The organism is Aestuariivirga litoralis, assembly GCF_003234965.1.
In the GTDB taxonomy this organism is placed as follows: domain Bacteria; phylum Pseudomonadota; class Alphaproteobacteria; order Rhizobiales; family Aestuariivirgaceae; genus Aestuariivirga; species Aestuariivirga litoralis.
On record NZ_QKVK01000003.1, the window covers coordinates 377434 to 396823 of the forward strand.

17 protein-coding genes and 1 pseudogene are annotated in these 19390 nt (G+C 58.7%); 5 read left to right on the top strand and 13 right to left on the bottom strand.

What is annotated here, in order from left to right; all coding sequences use genetic code 11:
- Positions 1-32 precede the first annotated feature (32 nt).
- The 3 genes from DK847_RS09130 to DK847_RS09140 form a co-directional block, all read right to left on the bottom strand.
- Positions 33-1934, bottom strand: coding sequence for a hypothetical protein (locus DK847_RS09130; RefSeq protein WP_111197939.1), 1902 nt, complete (start codon positions 1932-1934; stop codon positions 33-35).
- Positions 1934-2440 (bottom strand): hypothetical protein, encoded by a 507-nt coding sequence (locus DK847_RS09135; RefSeq protein WP_146256087.1) that lies wholly within the window; start codon positions 2438-2440, stop codon positions 1934-1936. The genes DK847_RS09130 and DK847_RS09135 overlap by 1 nt, the downstream gene beginning before the upstream one ends.
- Before the next feature lie 421 nt (positions 2441-2861).
- Positions 2862-3416, bottom strand: a complete 555-nt coding sequence (locus DK847_RS09140; protein ID WP_111197943.1) for a recombinase family protein — start codon at positions 3414-3416, stop codon at positions 2862-2864.
- A 197-nt stretch (positions 3417-3613) separates the two neighbouring features.
- On the opposite strand from DK847_RS09140, the gene DK847_RS09145 reads away from it, so the two are divergent.
- A complete protein-coding gene (locus DK847_RS09145) occupies positions 3614-4423 on the top strand; it encodes a hypothetical protein (RefSeq protein WP_111197944.1) in 810 nt (269 codons plus the stop codon).
- A 73-nt stretch (positions 4424-4496) separates the two neighbouring features.
- Here DK847_RS09145 and DK847_RS09150 read toward each other — a convergent pair whose 3' ends face one another.
- The 10 genes and pseudogenes from DK847_RS09150 to trpS form a co-directional block, all read right to left on the bottom strand.
- Positions 4497-6002, bottom strand: a complete 1506-nt coding sequence (locus DK847_RS09150) for a recombinase family protein (protein WP_111197946.1) — start codon at positions 6000-6002, stop codon at positions 4497-4499.
- A 35-nt stretch (positions 6003-6037) separates the two neighbouring features.
- Positions 6038-6682: pseudogene (locus tag DK847_RS09155) on the bottom strand (magnesium chelatase domain-containing protein); the annotation flags it as partial.
- Between the two features lie 59 nt (positions 6683-6741).
- A complete protein-coding gene (locus DK847_RS09160; protein ID WP_146256088.1) occupies positions 6742-7782 on the bottom strand; it encodes a hemolysin family protein in 1041 nt (346 codons plus the stop codon).
- Positions 7751-8224 carry an rRNA maturation RNase YbeY gene (gene ybeY / locus DK847_RS09165; protein ID WP_111197951.1) on the bottom strand — a complete coding sequence of 158 codons (474 nt, stop codon included), beginning with the start codon at positions 8222-8224 and terminating at the stop codon, positions 7751-7753. The genes DK847_RS09160 and ybeY overlap by 32 nt, the downstream gene beginning before the upstream one ends.
- Complete coding sequence (locus tag DK847_RS09170; RefSeq protein ID WP_425358688.1) at positions 8221-9228, bottom strand: PhoH family protein; 1008 nt, start codon at positions 9226-9228, stop codon at positions 8221-8223. Before DK847_RS09170 ends, ybeY begins: the two co-directional genes overlap by 4 nt.
- An 18-nt stretch (positions 9229-9246) precedes the next feature.
- A complete protein-coding gene (miaB, locus tag DK847_RS09175; protein ID WP_111197953.1) occupies positions 9247-10599 on the bottom strand; it encodes a tRNA (N6-isopentenyl adenosine(37)-C2)-methylthiotransferase MiaB in 1353 nt (450 codons plus the stop codon).
- Between the two features lie 12 nt (positions 10600-10611).
- Positions 10612-11364 (bottom strand): lysophospholipid acyltransferase family protein, encoded by a 753-nt coding sequence (locus DK847_RS09180; protein ID WP_111197954.1) that lies wholly within the window; start codon positions 11362-11364, stop codon positions 10612-10614.
- Positions 11365-11384: 20 nt separating this feature from the next.
- Positions 11385-12494: a tRNA (adenosine(37)-N6)-threonylcarbamoyltransferase complex dimerization subunit type 1 TsaB gene (gene tsaB, locus DK847_RS09185; RefSeq protein ID WP_111197956.1), complete on the bottom strand. Its 1110-nt coding sequence runs from the start codon at positions 12492-12494 to the stop codon at positions 11385-11387.
- Positions 12495-12528: 34 nt separating this feature from the next.
- On the bottom strand, positions 12529-13089 hold the full coding sequence (locus tag DK847_RS09190; RefSeq protein WP_111197958.1) for a NifU family protein: 561 nt from the start codon (positions 13087-13089) through the stop codon (positions 12529-12531).
- An 83-nt stretch (positions 13090-13172) separates the two neighbouring features.
- Entirely contained in the window at positions 13173-14213 is a 1041-nt protein-coding gene (gene trpS, locus DK847_RS09195) for a tryptophan--tRNA ligase (RefSeq protein WP_111197959.1), read from the bottom strand.
- A gap of 109 nt (positions 14214-14322) precedes the next feature.
- Here trpS and mutM point away from each other — a divergent pair, with 109 nt between their 5' ends.
- The 4 genes from mutM to DK847_RS09215 all read left to right on the top strand — a co-directional run bounded on the left by mutM (position 14323) and on the right by DK847_RS09215 (position 19385).
- On the top strand, positions 14323-15207 hold the full coding sequence (gene mutM, locus DK847_RS09200; protein ID WP_111197961.1) for a bifunctional DNA-formamidopyrimidine glycosylase/DNA-(apurinic or apyrimidinic site) lyase: 885 nt from the start codon (positions 14323-14325) through the stop codon (positions 15205-15207).
- 10 nt (positions 15208-15217) lie between these two features.
- Positions 15218-15991, top strand: a complete 774-nt coding sequence (locus DK847_RS09205) for an enoyl-CoA hydratase (RefSeq protein ID WP_111197963.1) — start codon at positions 15218-15220, stop codon at positions 15989-15991.
- A gap of 594 nt (positions 15992-16585) precedes the next feature.
- A complete protein-coding gene (locus tag DK847_RS09210) occupies positions 16586-18064 on the top strand; it encodes a DUF1800 domain-containing protein (RefSeq protein WP_111197965.1) in 1479 nt (492 codons plus the stop codon).
- A gap of 4 nt (positions 18065-18068) precedes the next feature.
- On the top strand, positions 18069-19385 hold the full coding sequence (locus tag DK847_RS09215; RefSeq protein WP_111197966.1) for a DUF1501 domain-containing protein: 1317 nt from the start codon (positions 18069-18071) through the stop codon (positions 19383-19385).
- The last annotated feature ends 5 nt before the right edge of the window (positions 19386-19390 follow it).

Below are 19390 nucleotides of genomic sequence, written 5' to 3' on the forward strand. Positions count from 1 at the left end.
CGCGATGAGGAAGACCCACGCAGACAGACCTCTTAATGCTTAGTGAGATAGGTCTTTGCTGAGCGCCCTCGTCCTTCGGAGACGTAAGTCACGCCTATGGTTGAGAGCTGATCCACGAGTCCTCTGCCTTTCTTCAGTGCATCCTTGATTCTTGCTATCTCTTTTGGTTGCAACTCGAGAAGAGTGACAACGTCCGAGACAGAATAGCGGCCGGGTGGCTGACCTTTCAGGTAGCTCACCAACGCTGCGTTTGCATTTCTTGGTGTCCATTCAGTTGGCACCGCTGAGTCGATTGAATACTGCCAATGCTCCATATGTAATCCGGTAAACTCACTGCGGATATATGTCTCTATGGCTCGCCCAATACTATCATCAGGAAGTGTTAGATACGCCGTAGTCGGCAAGCAGTTGCCCGCGCTGTCACAGACCTTCCGGCTCTGAGGACGGCCGAGGGCTTGGATGATCTGAGCGGCCATCGCCTTGCTTTCAAGATCACGCCGGATGCTCGCTCGCTCTCCGTCGAGCTGGTTTGCATCATACTCACTCCCGGCCAGTGCAGTGTGTAGGTTTAGCGCCCATGCGGGATCACGGTAACTCAGGCCGAACAGAACTACCTTGTTGCAGTCACGATAGTCGTTCAAACCGTCCAGTGCGCCCCAATGAGCGATGGTGCAGCTGTGTGACGGGAGATGAAGCTGGGCCACTGCCTCAGTGTCCTTGTGGACAACGACAAGCCAGTGATCTCCTTCGGCAGTATCACTTCGAATGAACTGACCGAGACGCTGCATACGAGCGGTGGCATTCTGCTTCATCGCCTCCTTACCAAGACCTGTCTGCCTGAGAACTCTGAGCGTGAGGTTTCGGTAGTTTCGCACTCTCGGAAGCGGCACCAAAGTGGCACCGAGGTAATCCAGAAGAATGTCTTGTCCAGCTGTGGCATTGAGAAGAACGGGACACCATAGACGAGGAAGCCTGACCTCGCCAGCAGCAGCACTGACTTCCCGGCCCTTCTTGACATAAGTAGCCCACCGCCGGAACAGAAGAACAATGGCATCGAGTATGTCTGCGACCTTCGCGATCTCCATCTTCCGCAATTGAGGATCGTTCCAATAGCTGTTGCTCTCGTTCCGCTTGATCTTCCTCAGGTCACTCACCAGTGTAGTGAACAGATCCCTGATGCCTTCCGCTATCTGCTTGTCATGGGGACCCAGGCCTCGCCAGAGTGCTGCCATGCTATTCTGACTGCTAGACATAGCCACCAGACGATCATGCAGTAGCTTGATGAACTCGTGAGCCTGTAAGTGCTTCGCCTTCAAGTCCGGGGGTATCTGGGACAGTACATACTGTAGCTTCTCCACGGTAACCGATGCAACGGTTGTAGCGCTGACCAGAGCCTCATCTATGACAGTGAGTACGCGGTCACCGCCTTGCCATGTCAGGTATTCCTTCAGCAACCTGTTGCGAAAACCGTCGTCGCCATTGGTGAGCGCGGCGTGAGTGATAACCAGCACCGGATGCCCATAGACATCGTCAACTGTGGCTTCGTTCTCAGAGTGTCGCGTGATTGCGGCGGTATATCCCGCATGACGGTTGATCGATGAGACTGCCTCCTCACACTGCCGGATAGTTCTGCAAGCGAACATGGCTCCTAACTGAAGCGGAGGAGGATGCTTGCGTATCTCCCGCGCCATCATGCCAAGATAGAGACATGTTCCGAAGGTCTTCCCAACGCCCATCTCTGGCGACAGGACCAGCCATGGCGGTGGCTCCTGTATCAGCAGAGGATCGTGGGACATGCTGGCCTTGATGGCTTCAATGAAGGTGTCGGCCATCTTCGACCAGACCAGCCTGAAGCCGTCATTGCAGTGGTTACCAAGGTCTTGCGTCCACAGACGCGCCATCTCGGTCACAAAGTCGGCACTGGCTACAGGCATCAGCGGGAACCTTGCTTCACAGGGAATGGTAGCTTTTTCAGAATGCGCTTGGACTTGTCCTTCAGCCGCTGCTTGTGATGGGTCAGGAGCGCTTCCATGTGGTCGTGAATGACGAAATCAGCTGCGTCCTCGGCCTTCTTCCCTACCTCCCTCAACACAAGGCCCTCGCTGGCGACATACCAGCTGATGACCTTTTCCTGGGGGAGTGTGCAGTCAGTGTGGTGGGTAGGCCACCGCTTCGTCTGACCACCGGCCATACGGCCCAAGACCTTGGCGATCTGGACCTGCCGATACTCCTTCTTGCGTGTGTCGCGGTCGGCAGCATTACACATGGCGGTGCCAATGATAGCGGCCAAAACCTTGCCGGGTGGCGCAGACTGTTCCCTGAGCCTTGCCCACATAGCGTTAGCCTTAGTGGCTGGCGTTGCACCCTTCAGGTCCCTGACTTCGATGTTCCGTCCCCCATTCCTCATCAGCCCCTCGACCTTCTGCAGGGCCAGCTTCACGTGGCGATGGTCAGCGTTGGCCTTCAGCCATGACGCTGCCGAGAGGCGGTAGGGATTGACCTCGGTGGCCTTGTAGGACGGTTTCTCCGGGTCCCCATGTCTGCGGTGGTGTTCTAGATGGCGGCGACAGAAGCGACCCAATCCATCCCCAGATGCATTGCCGGGTGGGTTGCGGCACCCGAAGACCCAACAGTGGCGTCTTCCATCTTCCCTCGTGTTCTTGAGGCGATTGCGGAGGTCTTGCTTACGACGCTGTCGGTCTAGCGGCATAGGTCTTTCTCAGGCACTGCGAATGTGTGACCACCGTCCTAGCAACGATCACGTAAGAATGGGAAGGGGGGGTCAGATTGGAAGTCTGGAATGGGGGCAAAGCCCTAACAGGAACCTTATAGAGGTCTGCCCCCATTTACTTCGCCCGAGATCAGAAGTTGGCCTCCTTGATGGCCTTGTAGACCCCCTGTCGCGTCACCCCGAAGTGGCTGGCGATCTCCGTCATGGTCTTGCCCTCAGTCTTGAGCTTCTCGACTGTAGCGAGGTCAATCTTCGCCTTCCCGCCCTTATACACACCCTTGGCCTTCGCGGCCTCAATACCAACCTTCTGGCGCTCCTTGATAAACTGGCGCTCCATCTGAGCTACCATGCCAAGAACGGTCAGTATGATCTCGCCCGTGGGTCCTGAGGTATCGATGGCAGGAGAGAGGACCCTGAGGCTGGCTCCCTTCTGCTTTAGCTCATGGACGATGTTGAGGACGTCGCGCGTGTCGCGGCCAAGCCTGTCGAGCCGCACTACGACAACCTGGTCCCCGGGCCTCAGAAAGTCGAGGATGGTCTGAAGCTCGGTGCGCCCTTCCCTGCTGGCACCGCTCACCTTCTCTGCGCGGATGACTGTGCAGCCCGCAGTCTTCAACTCAGCCTTCTGAGTGGCGAGGTCTTGATCAGCGGTGGAGACGCGAGCGTAGCCGATGACGGTAGACATCTAGTTGACCTCCTGTTGTCAACCCAGCCTCTAAAACCTCTGACATTGCTTGTCAACTCGAATTGAAACTGACCCTGAGTTGACGGTCTAAGCGTCAACTACGAAGCGTCAACTGAAGTATACCCCGTGTTTACAACACGAACTCACTTCCTCTACGGAAGGAACAATCTATTCTAAATTTTAAATGGAGATTTGGAATGTCTGACCAACCACTTCCCGGTAGGCTATTCAGCAGAAACTACCTCATTCCCGATAAAAAGGCTTCCGACAGCAAGAGAGCCAGGACACGGTTCGGCGCCTTATTGAGCGAAAGCCCCTTGGGTGACAAGTTTGCGAACCTGGTGACAAGGGAGTTGGGTGTCCGCTACCCCTACGGGTACGGCTGGAATCACACCAAGTTCTTTGATGAGTGTGAGCTGAGGGACTTCTTGGATGCGATCACGCTGTTCATTCAGTTAACGAAAGCCGAAGGTCGATCTAGCATACTTCCACAAGCCACTCGAATACTAGCCGAAGAGCATCTGCGATATGCCCTAGATAGTGAGGGTGGCGTTCATTATCTGGTAGATGAGGTATTTGAACGTAGTGTGATCACCACACTTCAAGGCCTTGGCGAAACTCGATTTGGAGCTGCTCTTCATGACCTCCAAGCCGCTCTATCTGAGTTTAGTGGTCCAACTCCTAGCGGGAAGGCGCTAATCCATAAGATGTTCCAAGCGGTGGAGTCCACATTCCTAGTTATCGCCAACGACCCATCCATAAACAGGATCAGCGACTCAAACCTTGATAAATACCTGAAGCCATTGCTCCTCGCTCGCTACAAGGATTATCCTGAGCGAGCAGATAAGACAGATAGAATACTCAAACTCTTCGGAGCGTGGATTCACACGGCGCATCCCTTTCGACATGGAGCTCCGCTCGACCAGGTGCATGAAGCTCCGATCGACTATGCAGTATCGATTGCTGATCAGGGAATGGCCTTCATACGCCTAATGGTTTCGAAGTAGGGCACGGGGGAACAATCCCGACGACATTCTATCGATGCTTCTTCGGGATTTCGCACCAAACATTGGGCCCCCCTCATTCCTCCTCAGGCCACCTGAACATCACTTCCGTCCTGCCTCCGTTCTTCCAGTGGAACTCAAGCTCTCCAGTATTCTGTCGCAAGATCACCTTCTCCAGTAACTGCCGAAGTAGCCTGTTCACCTTTGGCCTATCGAGTGGCTGTTCCGTCAGCGCATCTCCTAGGAGGTCTATCCGGGCCATCATCAAGGCCGGTTCCTGTTCTTCGATCTTCCTCTGAATCTGGTCTCGTCTTGTCTCAGCATCAACCAGAGCAATGTCTAGTTCAGCCAGAGTGGTTCTTAACGTCGAACTCTTGGTTTCTCGGAGATTGTCCAGCATGTCAGCAATACCTGTAATCTCTGCCTCAACTTTTGCAAGTTCACTACCGAGGCGATCATCACTGGCGAAGCGTTCAAGCTGAGCGAATGGATTCAGGTGAGCGACAATAACATCTTCAACCGGCTGGTAGCGAACAGCGCGGTACTGACATCCAGCCGAGTTCTTTGCTCTCTGGCAGATCAGATAACGGTCCTTATCGGACTTCTTGATGTAGACCATCGGTCCATCACAAAGATCGCACTTACAGAGGCCACTGAGGACGTTCTGAAGATCGCCTGATCCCGCAGCTCTCCCCCTTATCGCGGCACCTTTCGCTGTCGCTAGTCGTACTTCTTGCCAGAGCTTCTGCGAGACGATGGCAGGATAGTAGTTCTCTACTGGTTCTTGAGGTCTTCTAATCCTCTTGCCGTTCACATGCTCGATCAGGTGAGGTACATAGGTTCCGATAGGTGCATCTGAGCGCAGCAACTTCGCGACTGTGGACTTGTGCCAATGTGCAGCGTCGTTGAGGGTAGTGACGTTCTCTCTATTCAAGACCTTAACGACTTGGTTCTGTCCCATACCCTGGGCCGTCATCTCGTAGATGCGCCTCACGATCTGAGCCTTGTCATCGATGATCTCAAACGACTTTCGGTCTTCATTCAGTCTCAGCCAAGATGGGCATCGCTTGGTGAGCTTCATCTCTCTTGCTTTGGCTCTCTTGTTTGACCAAGCGGCTCTGACTCTCCTGCCCTTGGTTAGGCTCTCCTCATGTGCTCGGACGGCCACCATGAACGCGACCATGAAGCTGATAGGGTCCTCATCGATGTCTTGAATGGTATAACGCTTGCCATCGTTCAGAGTGACTACCGTGATGTCCATCTCACAGATCCGCTCCAACAATCTCACGGCTTGCCGAGGCTTTGCTCGGCTGAGCCTGTCCAAGCTCTCAATGAGAAGGAAGGAGCCTCTGGGGATTACGCCAAGTTTCACGGCGTCTATAAACTCGGCAAGGTGCCCTGTCTCTGCGTTCGCTCCGCGATAGGCCGAGACACCAAGGTCCTGATAGCTGACATCTTGGAGATTGAGGCCATTCCGTGCGGCATAGTCCACTGCGAGGGAGTACTGTCTCCGGAGGCTGTCTCCCTTGGACTGTTCGGGAGTGGAGAAGCGTTGGTAGGAGTAGGCGTGGGTCTTGCTCATGGGACAATTTTAATTGAGGTCCCTACACACTACAACATCAGGAGGTGGTGACCTCCCGCTGCCGCTACTTCCAGCGCACGCTTGCCCATTTCCTGGCCCTTGATATCCCTGAGATCCGGAAGTTGCTCGGCTTCGGTCGCAACCACAGGCTTGGGACGGGTGAGAACCTGCGTGCCGCGCACATGGTTGATTAGCTGGATGAGGTTTTCCGGCGCCAGTATATCCGCATCTTCGGCGGCCCAAGCCGCCTCCGGACCCGACACTCTGGGGCAAATCAGACCCATGTCCCGCATGTTGGCTGCTATTGCCGCCGGCAATACCCCTGAAATGCCCATCAATGCGCCGTCGAGTGCCAGTTCACCCATGGCGACATAACGGGTCAGGAAGTCCTGTGGGATGATTCCCAGCGCTGCCAGCACCGCGAGCGTGATGGGAAGATCGAAGTGGCTCCCTTCCTTCGGGAGATCAGCGGGGGACAGGTTGACGACAAGGCGCTTTCCCGGAAGCGCCAGACCGATGGCATGGAGCGCCGCACGTACCCTTTCACGGCTTTCCGCTACGGCCTTGTCGCCAAGTCCTACGACGTTGAAGGCCACCATGCCCGACAGGAACTGTGCCTGCACATCGACCGGCACGGCTTCAATTCCCTGAAAAGCTACCGTCGCTGCTCGTGACGTCATCTGAAATCCTCCTGAACCTGACGTTACAGGAGGTTGCAAATTCCGTCAAAATGTCAGAATCATCCCGACGCGCTGTCGGTAGTGGGATCGGCACTCGGGCGGTTAACGTTCCGGGAATTGATCCTGACCCGTTTCACCCGGCGGGGATCGGAATCGAGTATCTCGAACTCCAGGCCGCTCTCATGGCGAATGACTTCGCCACGGGCAGGCACGCGGCCGGCGATCTTGAAAATCAACCCTGCGAGAGTGTCCGCTTCCTCTTCCTCGTCTTCTGGCAACAGGTCAACGGCCAGCAGGGCTTCGAGCGACGCCAAGTCCACTCGCCCGTCGGCGAGGTATATTCCATCTTCCACCGGCTTTATCTCGAGGTCTTCCTCCGTGTCATGCTCGTCAGCAATGTCGCCGACGATGACCTCCACCAGGTCCTCGATCGAAACGAGCCCCTCGGTGCCCCCATACTCGTCGATGACGATCGCAAGATGGGTTCGGCTTGCTTGCATCCTGACAAGGAGATCGGTCGCCGGCATTGATGGCGGCACGAACAGCACCTCGCGATTGAGACCTGCCTGCTTGACGCTTGTAGACAAGGCAGTCGCGGCAATGCTCAAGCCAGGTGGTGACGCCTTTTCGGTCTTCTCAGGCTTCTCGGCCTTCGCCGAGCGGCGCTTGCGTGTACCGCGGGCAGCCATCCAGCGCAGGAAGTCCTTGACGTGGATCATGCCGGTGATGCCGTCGAGCGTCTCGCGATAGACGGGCATGCGGGAATGATTGGCGTCGATGAACTTGGCGAGAAGCTCCTGCATCGAATCCGCTTCGTCGATCGCTACGATGTCAACCCGCGGAACCATCACATCGTCGACACGCAGGCCGGAAAACTCGATGATGTTGAGCATCATCGATCTGGCTTCCTGACCAACGGTTTCGCCTGGATTCTGAGCTTCGTGGCTTTCGATTGCACCCTCGAGGCTCTCGCGCAATCCGACATCCCGGCCTCGGCCAAATCGGCTCCTCAGCCGCTGCCAGAGGCTCTCGCGCATGATGTCGGCAGGCGGCGAGCCGCCCGTATGGTCAGTCTCGCTCATAGGGATCAGAAATGCCAAGGCCTTTCAGGACGCGTATCTCCAGGGCTTCCATCTTGTCGGCCTCATCGTCGTCTTCATGGTCATAGCCGATGAGATGAAGAGTTCCGTGGACAATAAGGTGCGCAGTGTGGTCACGCAATGTCTTGCCTTGCTCCGCAGCCTCGCGCATGACCACGCCATGCGCCAGCACCACATCGCCCAGCGGACGCGGCTCTCCTGCTGGCACCGGCATGTCATGGGATGTTGGAAATGACAGAACGTTGGTCGGCTTGGGCTTGCCGCGCCACTCACCGTTCAACGCCGCAATCGTGTCATCGTCGGTGAACAACACTGCGATGTCGCAGTCCAGATCCTGCCCGGCTGCCTCCGACAAAACGGCCTTCACTGTCGCCTGCACAAGCTCTTCCAGTCCCGAAAGGCTTTTCCAAGCGGGATCTTCAACCTCGATCGAAACGCTCATTTCTTCGGCTTCGGAGCCTTCTTGTCATAGGCCGCCACAATCCGTCCGACCAATGCATGGCGTACGATATCGGAGTTGTTGAAGCCTACCGAAGCCACCCCGGAAACGCCATGCAGGACCGATACAGCGTCGGAGAGCCCAGAGGAAACTCCAGACGGAAGGTCGACCTGCGTTGGGTCGCCCGTTACCACCATGCGGCTTCCCTCGCCAAGGCGGGTGAGGAACATCTTCATCTGCTGAGGCGTCGTGTTCTGTGCCTCGTCCAGGATAATGAAAGCGGAAGACAGCGTACGGCCGCGCATGAAGGCCAGTGGCGCAATCTCGATCTGGTTCTCGGCAATGCCCTTGGCCACGAGGCTGGCTGGCATCATGTCGTAAAGAGCGTCGTATAGCGGGCGGAGATAGGGATCGACCTTCTCCTTCATGTCGCCCGGCAGGAAGCCGAGCCTTTCGCCAGCCTCGACAGCGGGCCGCGACAACACGATCCTGTCGACCTCGCCATTCATCAGCGCTTCTGCTGCACAGGCGACGGCCAGGTAAGTCTTGCCTGTGCCAGCAGGGCCGATGCCGAAGACCAGTTCATGCTTGCGGATGGCTTCGATATAGGAACTCTGCGTGGGCGTGCGCGGCATCACCAGTTTGCGGCGGGTGCGAATGGCGCCCCCAGGCACGTTCGTTTCCTGGGCCTCCCGCATGCGAATGGCTCCTTCAACCTCACCCTTGGTGATGTCCAGCCCTCTGCGGGCGCGGTTGTAGAGCGCCATCAACACGTCACGGGCCGCATTGCGCCCCGAATCACCTCCGCGTACGGCCAGACGGTTGCCGCGCGGCGTGATATCGACGTTGAGCCGGTGCTCAAGCACGGCGAGATTCTCATCATGCTCGCCGCAGAGCAATGATAACAATCGGTTATCGTCGAATGACAGGGTGAGAATGTCCGAATTTTCTTGCCGGGAGCCGGGGGTGTGGCTTCCGATCTGGGCCGCAGTGACGGGCGGATTCAAGGAATCGATTCTCCGTATTTAGACTGCGTGAGGATAATGGCCTGAAAGACTGTTGGTTCCAACCCCTGATATATGGGTATCCACGATCGTTCCGATAAGGCTGAGATCGGCCTGTAGGTGAACGGACTGCAGGTAGGGCGAGCGTCCGACCAATTGCCCGGGGTCACGACCGGGCTTTTCCAGCAACACTGGCACGCTGCGCCCGACCATCGCTTCGTTGAAGGCCGTCTGCTGGGCATGAATGAGTGCTTGCAGGTCCTGCAGCCGGGCAGACTTCTCCTTTTCGGAGATCTGCTTGTTGCTTTCAGCGGCCGGCGTACCGGGCCTGGAAGAGTATTTGAACGAGAAGGCGCTGGCGTAACCGACTTCTCTGACCAAATTGAGTGTCGACTCGAAATCATCGTCAGTTTCCCCGGGAAAGCCAACAATAAAATCACCTGAAAGCGCAATATCCGGCCTCGCGGCACGGATCTCTTCGACCAGACGAATATAAAATTCAGTTGTGTGGCCCCGGTTCATCGATTTAAGTATCGAGTCACTACCTGACTGCACAGGCAGATGCAGATATGGCATCAGCTTGGAGTTTTCAGCATGGGCCGCAATCAGGTCGTCCGTCATGTCCCGCGGATGGCTGGTGGTGTAGCGAAGTCTTTCGATACCGTCGATGCGTGACAGTTCCGCGACGAGCCCGGCGAGGCCGATGCTGCGCCCCTGCCCGTCCAGTCCATGGTATGCATTGACGTTCTGGCCCAGCAGGGTGAGTTCCTTCACCCCCCGTGTGGCCAGCCGGCGTGCCTCTGCAACCACCTGCTCGACGGGCCGGGAAAACTCTGATCCGCGGGTATAGGGCACCACGCAAAAGCTGCAGAACTTGTCACAACCCTCCTGCACGGTCAGGAAGGCGGCGACGCTTTTCCGGGGCAGGACATTGTCATCGAGTCTTTCGAACTTGTCCTCGGCGGGGAACTCGGTCTCGACCACCGCCCTTCCCCCCTCCTTCCGCCGTGCAAGAAGTTGTGGCAGGCGATGATAAGTCTGCGGCCCGAAGACCAGGTCCACGGCCGGTGCCCGGCGGACGATTTCCTCGCCCTCCGCCTGGGCCACGCAACCTGCGACGGCGATCAGCATCTCCGCCCCAAGCTCCGCCCGCTCCCGCTTCATGCGCCGGATCTTGCCGAGTTCGGAATAGACCTTTTCCGCCGCCTTCTCGCGAATATGGCAGGTGTTGAGGATGACGAGGTCCGCCTCCTCCGGAACTGCGGTTTCGGCATAACCCAGGGGCCCGAGCACGTCACGCATGCGCTCGCTGTCGTAAACGTTCATCTGGCAGCCATAGGTCCTGACGAAGACCTTCTTCGGAGCGGTGTCCATGGGACAAGGCCTCTAGCGGATTTTGGAGGTGCGGTGAAGCGCCTGCACGAGGCCGGTCCGCACCTCCGCCTCGGCATGGCGCGCCAGCGCCTTGCGGCTCAGCTCGCCACCGAGTGACAGTGGCAGATGACAGATGACGGTGACCTCGATCGGGCCCGACCGCAAGGCGCCCAGCAGATGGGGAACGAGGTCCATGTCGCCATACCAGGCATAGGTCGGTAGCGTGCGGCGGTTCATGGGCAGGTTCCGGTGGCCGCGATAGGCGATCGTCACCGGTTGCACGACGACACCGGGCGTGTCGGCCGCGCCGAAGAACGAACTCTTGAACGGAAGCACGCTGCGGCCGTCGCCCGACGTTCCTTCTGCGAAGAGGACAAGGGTGTCACCAGCCTTCAGCCGCTCCCTCATTTCATCACGGCCGTCAGCCGTCGCATGCCGGCGGTCGCGGTCCACGAACACGGTGCGCTGCAACCGTGCCAGAGTTCCGAAGAAGGGCCACTTGGCCACCTCCTTCTTGGCGATGAAGGAAACAGGTGCCACCGCACTCAGCACCACGATGTCGAGCCAGCTCACGTGATTGGCAGCGATCAGCAGGGGTCCATGAGGACGCGCTGCACCAGTCACCTCCAACCTCACGCCCAGGATGCGGCAAACGAGGCGGTGGTAATGCATTGGAAAGGTGCGCGCCTGCCGTGGCCAGAACCACACGAAGAGCTGTTGCAGCGGCATCAGCGGCAGGGTGAGCGCGCAGAACAAGATCAGCACCCATCCTGGCCGCAACCAGCTCACGGGTGAAGCTCGCGGCGCATCACGATGGCGTCATCCGCGCCGTCGGGCCGCTTGTAATAGCCCTTGCGCCGCCCGGCTTCGACAAAACCGCAGGCAGCGTAAAGCGCCTGCGCGGCGCTGTTCGAAGCGGCGACTTCAAGAAAGAGACGACGCACACCGGCTTGTGTGAGTTCGGTGATCCGGCGATCCAGCAACTGCCGTGCTGCGCCGCGGCGCTGCACCGCCGGCCGCGAACCGATGGTGATGATCTCCGCCTCATCGGCGGCCTGCCGGGTGACAATGAATGACAATGGCTCGCCACCCCGGCTGGCAATGACGGCTTGTGTTCCGGGCGCCGCCAGCATGGCCGCAAACGCCTCTGCACTCCATTGATCCTCGAAGGCTTCGCCATGCAGCTCAGAAAGTAGCGGTGCTGCGGCAGCATCCACGGTTTGAACGTCAAGGGCACCGATGTTTCGCAACGAATTCGGTTGGGGCCTGGCGTCCGGCGATCGCAGATAAAGCGGTGTGGGCGCCCTCCTCGGTGTCGCCGCCACAGCCAACAGGGCAAAATGCGCTGCGATCGGCAGCGGACATGCCTTTGAGAGCAGCAGATCCGTCCGGCCGCTGGCAGTGAGCACCGCGGGTGCAGCCGTCCCGAGAACCATTGCTTCACTCGGCAACGCCGTCGCCGCCGTTGCCGCCGTTGTGACATGCGGGTCGCAAATGAACCTGCGATCTGCGTCGAATACTGCGGCGTAGACCTCGTCATTGCGCGCATCCGACACGACGAGGAGCGGTCGTTTCGCCGCTTCGTTGGCGGCGATGGCCGAGAGGCTGTCGATGCCGATGACTGGAATGCCGCGCGCCAGCCCCAGCCCTCTTGCGAAGGAAAGCCCGATGCGCACGCCGGTAAACGTCCCTGGACCGGTCGTCACGACAATCCGGTCGACATCTGACAAGCTGATTTCCGAAGCTCTCATAACCTCGGCCACCATGGGCGGCAGCGCCTCGGCATGGCCCCGCTCCATCGCCACAAAGGCAGCTGCCAGCGGCAGCGGCGTTTCCGTGTCGATCACGGCGGCCGAGCAGGCCGCCATCGCCGTGTCGAGGCTGAGGATCTTCATGGGCCGGCGTGATAAGCCGACCGAGGGGCCGAGGTCAAACGGCGCGCACTTCGCTGACTTCCGGCACGAAGTGGCGCAGCAGGTTCTCGATGCCGTGCTTCAGAGTGGCGGTGGAGGACGGGCATCCGGCGCAGGACCCCTTCATGTTGAGATAGACGACGCCCTCTCGGAAGCCGTGGAAGGTGATGTCGCCGCCGTCCTGCGCTACGGCCGGTCGTACACGCGTGTCGAGCAGCTGCTTGATGGTGCCAACAACCTCGGCGTCGCCCTCTTCGAAGAATTCCTCGCCCTTGGCCTCCGCTTTCGGGGCCTCACCCAGCAGCACCGGCGCGCCCGACAGATAATGGTCCATGATGAGGCCAAGGATCGCAGGCTTCATGTGCTGCCATTCGGCACCGGACCGGGTGACGGTGATGAAATCCTGGCCGAGAAACACGCCAGCGACGCCATTCACTGAAAACAGCTTCTGGGCCAACGGCGACTCGGAAGCGGCTGCGGCGTCCCGGTAGTCGCGGGTCCCGCCGGGCAGCACGGGCTTGCCGGGCAGGAACTTGAGCGTTGCAGGGTTTGGCGTGGCTTCCGTCTGGATGAACATGTCCGATTCCTCTACTCGGGAATTATATAGCCCGAGTTTAGAATCATTTCAAACTGTTCAGTCGCGGCAAGGCGTTCATTTCTTCAGGAAACAATGAAACCGACGATCTCACGAGCCTTCCGCATGATCGGTGCAGCAATGGCCCGGGCCCTTTCGGAACCGTCCTTCAGCACGCTTTCAACGTAGCCGCGGTCTGCCTGCAACCTCTTGGTTTCCTCACCGACCGGTCCGAGCCTGGCCACCGCCAGATCGGCAAGGGCATTCTTGAAAACCGAAAACTGCCCGCCGCCATATTGGCCCAGCACCTTCTCGAGGCTCTCTCCCGACAGCGCAGCATAGATGCCGGTGAGGTTGTCGGCTTCCGGGCGGCCCTTCAGGCCATCTTTCTCGGTCGGCAGCGGCTCGGTATCTGTCTTTGCCTTTCGGATCTTTCTCGCAATGGTGTCAGCGTCATCCGTCAGGTTCAGGCGCGAGAGGTCGGAAGGGTCCGACTTCGACATTTTCTTGGTGCCGTCCCTCAGGCTCATGACGCGCGTCGCGGGGCCGGTGATATAGGGTTCGGGCGGCACAAAGAACACACCGTCGGCAAAACCAGACGCTTCGATTGCATCCTTGTAGTCGATGTTGAACTTGTTGGCGATGTCGCGTGCCAGCTCAAGGTGCTGCTTCTGGTCCTCGCCCACCGGAACATGCGTGGCATGGTAGCCCAGAATGTCCGCCGCCATCAGCACCGGATAGGTATAGAGGCCGACGGAAGCGGCCTCCTTGTCCTTGCCCGCCTTTTCCTTGAACTGGGTCATCCGGTTGAGCCATCCGATGCGCCCCGTGCAGCCGAGAATCCAGGCAAGCTCGGCGTGCTCGGCCACTTGCGACTGGTTGAAGATGATGCTCTTCTTCGGATCGAGCCCGCAGGCAAGATAGGCCGCCGTCACATCGACGATGGCCCGCCGCAGCTCCTTGGGGTCCTGCCAGACGGTAATGGCGTGCATGTCCACCACACAGTAGATGCACTCATGGGTATCCTGCATGTGAATCCAATTCAGCATGGCGCCCAGGTAATTGCCGAGATGCAGGTTGCCGGTCGGCTGCATGCCGGAAAAGACGCGCGGAACGAACTTGGACATGAGGATCCCTCTTGATCGGAAGCGGGCCGCTTATGCCTGTAATCGCCAGTTCTGAAAAGACCTTCGCACGCGGCTTGCCTTCCCCCATCCGGCAGGCTCTAAACGGACCATGCCAGAGCTTCCGGAAGTCGAAACCGTCATGCGGGGATTGAAGCCCGTGCTGGAGGGTCGCCGCATCGCGGGGGTCACCCTCCGCCGGGCGGGCTTGCGCTTTCCCTTCCCGGCGGATTTCGCGGAACGTTTGACAGAACGACGGGTGACCGGGCTGACGCGCCGGGCCAAATATATCCTGGCGAGCCTTGACTCGGGTGATGTCCTCCTGATCCATCTTGGAATGACAGGGCGGTTTACCGTTTTCACCGGGCAGCATGCTCGGAATCTCGGCGAATTCTACTTCGAGTCCGGGGCCGGAGAGGCGGGGCAGGGGCCTCATGACCACGTGGTGCTGGCGCTGGAAGATGGTTCGCGCCTCGTCTACACCGACCCCCGCCGCTTTGGCATCATGGACCTCTTCCCCGCGTCCGAGGCGCCTACCCACAAGCTCCTGGGCAATATCGGCGTCGAACCGCTCGGCAATGAATTCAACGCGGCTTATCTGGCCCAACGCTTCCGCGGCAAGGCTGCGCCTCTCAAGGCGGCTCTGCTCGATCAGCACATCATTGCAGGACTCGGCAACATCTATGTCTGCGAGGCACTGTTTCGCGCTGGTCTTTCGCCCCGCCGCAAGGCCCGGACACTGGTGAAGAAGAAGGGCCACGACCCGCGTCTCGACCAACTGGTGCGTCACGTGCGGGACGTGTTGGCCGAGGCGATCACCGCGGGCGGTTCCACGCTTCAGGATTTCGCCCATACCGACGGCACAGCCGGGGCCTTCCAGCAAGGCTTCCTCGTCTATGACAGGGAGGGCGAGCCCTGCCTGACCTGTGGAGCGCCCATCCAGAGGCTTGTGCAATCGGGCCGCTCCACTTTCTACTGCCGTCACTGCCAGACATAGGATTACTGCCATGGCCTTTCAGAACATCATCGTCGAAACCCGCGGCAAGGTGGGCCTGGTGACCCTCAACCGGCCACAGGCTCTCAACGCGCTCAATGAGGCACTGATCGCCGAGCTGAACGAGGCCCTGACAAGTTTCGAGTCGAATCCAGGGGTGGGCTGTGCTGTTCTCACGGGCAGCGAAAAGGCCTTTGCAGCAGGCGCCGATGTGAAGGAGATGGCGGAGAAGGGTTATATCGAATCCTATCTCGGCAAGTTCCTCGATGGCTGGACCCGTGTCGCCGAGACCCGCAAGCCGGTCATCGCGGCGGTCTCCGGCTTCTGCCTGGGGGGAGGGTTGGAGCTTGCCATGATGTGCGATTTGATCATCGCGTCCGAAACGGCGCGTTTTGCGCTCCCAGAAATCACCCTCGGCATCATGCCCGGCGCTGGTGGCACCCAGCGGCTGCCGCGCTTCATCGGCAAGGCGAAGGCCATGGACCTGATCCTCACCGGCCGGATGATGGACGCCACGGAGGGTGAACGCTGCGGACTGGTCGCCCGCGTGGTCACAGCGGACAAGCTCCTGGACGAAGCCCTGACGGCGGCCGCGAAGATTGCCGGCTATTCGCAGCCTATCGTCATGATGGCCAAGGAAACCGTCAACCGCGCACAGGAAATGTCGCTCTCGGAAGGAGTCCGCTTCGAGCGACGCCTGTTCCTCTCGATGTTTGCGACCGAGGACCAAAAGGAAGGCATGCAGGCCTTCATCGAGAAACGGAAACCCCGCTTCCAGGACCGCTGAGCGGCTCCAAGCATCGATCATCGGGCGAGACGCGCCCAGGTGTGTACTTGCATGCGCGAAGAGCAAGCGCCCGGAACATCGCCGACATCCACTGCAACACCTTCTCGGTAAACAGCACATGACGGGCAGGGGTGCGAATTGCACCTCCTTGAGAGGGTGTTCTTAATACTGAATCGCACCAAAGCGGAGGATTATACACGCTCAGCTTGAGACTGGAAATCTCCCGTGTTAGGAGACTCTCTGAGGTTGTATAAGGTTCCAATTATGAAAATCATTGCTGGATGGTGCCCAGATCGAAACCCCGATACCAAGGCGAGGGGTCTCATCCACGCGCGTCAAGCTTGGTCCTAGAACATGAAGCCGCATCGGTATGGGAAATGGGCGGGTCCCAGCCTGCGGCCCTTACCTCGCCGAATTGAAACAAGGCAGCGGCGATTTCTTGCAGTGAGCGTCCCGGCTCGATCAGGAAGATCAACCTCTACCAGAGGTCGTTCATTCCAATCATTCATCCAATCCCTCCAGTATATACACGTATAGCTTGTATTCAGTCCAAGATCATGTTAATGACTCGTTAAGGTTGAAGAGGGTTCCAAAATGGCAGCAGCAGTCGCCGGGGGTTATGAAAAGCTGGATGAAGACACCAAGGCACGCGTAGCCTTCATGCGGTTTGGTTTCGGGCCGAAACCAGGCGGGAGACTTTCTATCGGAACCGGTGAAGATGCCGCTTACAATGCCTGCTTGGCTGAGCTTAAAGACGAGCAGGCCGCCCTCATTCCAGACGAGAATGTCAGGGTCGTCTATGGCGATTGGCCGGATTACGACGGAACGCTCGAGGGCTGTTACAAAGTAGCTTGCTCTCCCGGAGAGCGGCCACGAACGGCTTGGACAAAGGAATCTACGGAACGATACGTTCAATTCTTGCGCCCTCGCGTGGGCTTCGTTGAGCGCCTCGTACAGTTCTGGCAAAACCATTTCTCGGTCTGGACGTCCAAAGCCTCGTGCTTCAGTGGCCACATGGATCGTCACGCGATCCGCCAGAATGTGCTCGGCAACTTCAGCGACATGCTGCTCGCCGTCGAGAAGCATCCCGCGATGATCCGCTATCTCGACAACCATCTGTCTATTGGTCCCAACAGCCCCTATGTCGGCAGGTGGAAAAAATCGGCGTGGGTGAAGAGACAAGGCTCCGATTACGCGATCAAGAACCGTCCCACTTACACCGAAAACCTGGCCCGGGAGATCCTTGAGCTCCATACCCTCGGCGAGGACGGGGGATACACGCAGGCAGACGTCACGGCCTTTGCCAAAATGCTGACGGGCTGGACTGCCAACAGTCCGAACACGTTCTACAATGCCGACGTGCACCAGCCCGGTGCATATACTGTGATGGGCACAACCTATGGCCAGGCCGACGTGGTGCGGCAGGTCAGCGCGTGCCTGAAAGACTTGGCTCTCCATCCGAACACGGCGAAACACATCGCGACCAAGCTCGTGCGTCATTTCATCAGGGATGCTCCAGATCCCAACAATGAGAAAGCGATGAGTCAGGACACCGCTGATATCAGAAGGCTGGCTGATGTTTTTAGCGATGAGGCCGGAAACCTCTACGAGGTCTCCAAGGCACTGCTGGAATTACCTTCAGCCTGGACCACACCTTTCAACAGGATCAAGCAGCCTCTGCCCTGGGCGGTGTCGGTCATACGCGGAATCGGCACCACGGAGGTTGAGGCGCGCGGGTTTGCGTGGCGCTATAAACTGTACCTTGATCTGATGGGCTGGGCCTTCTGGGGCCGTGAAACGCCTGATGGTTATCCGGACGACAACGCATTCTGGCTCACAGGCGATGCCCTTGTTGTCCGCCGAAACATGGCGTTCAGACTTGTCGAAACGCGAATGCAATTCCTCAAAACCATGGCGGACTCCAAATTGGGCCACTCCACGCCCGCCTCTCTCGCTGAGGACTTGCTGGGAGACTGCGCGACGCCAGCCCTGACGAAGCTTCTCAAGAGGAGTGTCGATTTTCGTCACCTCGTTCCACTCATCTTCCTCTCTCCCGAATACATCCGGAGTTAATGCTATGCAGGACCATGATCACGGCCACGACATCATTGATCCGCGGATTGAGGCAGCAGCCGCTGAAGGCTGCAGCGAATCGCGTCTTTACCTGAACCGCCGCGCCCTGTTGGGTGCGACCGCCAGTCTCAGCGCCTGGGCATTCATGCCGCGCAGTTCCAGTGCCACCGGCAACAATGACCGTGAGAAGCGCCTGTTGGTCGTCTTGCTGCAGGGCGGCCTCGATGGTCTGCACTTGGTCGCTCCGCTGGGTGACCCTGACTATGGCGTTTGGCGGAATGGCCTTCGTCAGTCCGCCACCGATATGGCGGACCTCGATGGATTCTTCTACCTCAACAAGGCCATGACGAACTTCCACGCCTGGTACGAGGCCGGAGATGCGGCGATTGTCCATGCCATCGCGCCCCCTTTGCGGGTGCGTTCACACTTCCACTGCATGTACAACCTCGAAGCAGGTACCAATGGACAGGCGGGAGCAAGAACAGCGAGGAACGGATGGATGAACCGCCTCCTGGCATATCTTCCGCAAGGCGACGCTATCGCGGGCGTTACACCGGAGATCCGGTTACCGAGGGGACTTGCGCTCGGGGGCGCGCCCTTCATTCTGAAAGGTGAGAGGCCTGTACTGACATGGACCCCGGACAGATGGCCGTGGTACAGCGGGGACGTCCAGACGCTCTACAATGCGAGTAATGGCGGTGACATGGAATTGGCCACATATCTGGCGCTTGGTGACGGGGTTCGCACAGTCGCGAGAAGCAATCCTTCTGCTGCTACGGGGAGTGTAAATTCAACTTTTTATGGTGCCGGCAAACTGATGGGAGCTGCCACGGGGCCGCGTGTGGCGGCCATCCAGATCGTCGGTTTCGACGCCCACAGGAGTGAAAAGAGCGGCATGGCCTACATGCTCAACTATCTCGACACATGCCTCAAGAGTTTCAGGGATGGACTGGGCGAAGGCGCAGAGGGGGAAGCTGCGTGGAGAAACACTGTTGTGGCCTGTGTCAGCGAGTTCGGGCGCACGGTGTGGGACAATGGCCAGGACGGCACGGACCACGGCACCGGGACGGCGGCATTGCTTGTGGGCGGTGCTGTCGCCGGCCGCAAGGTGACCACCGACTGGCCGTGGCTCAAGGATTTGCAGGATAAGCGTGATCTCAAGGCCCCCTACTGCACCCGCATGCTCTTCAAGGGGATTCTCAAGGACCATCTGGGTATCAGCGAGGACGAGCTCGAGCGTGGTACCGATGGACGTGAGGCCGTGTTCCCGGACAGCGCCGACGCTAAGGCATTGACAGGACTGATCAAGAGCCAAGGGTGATCTAC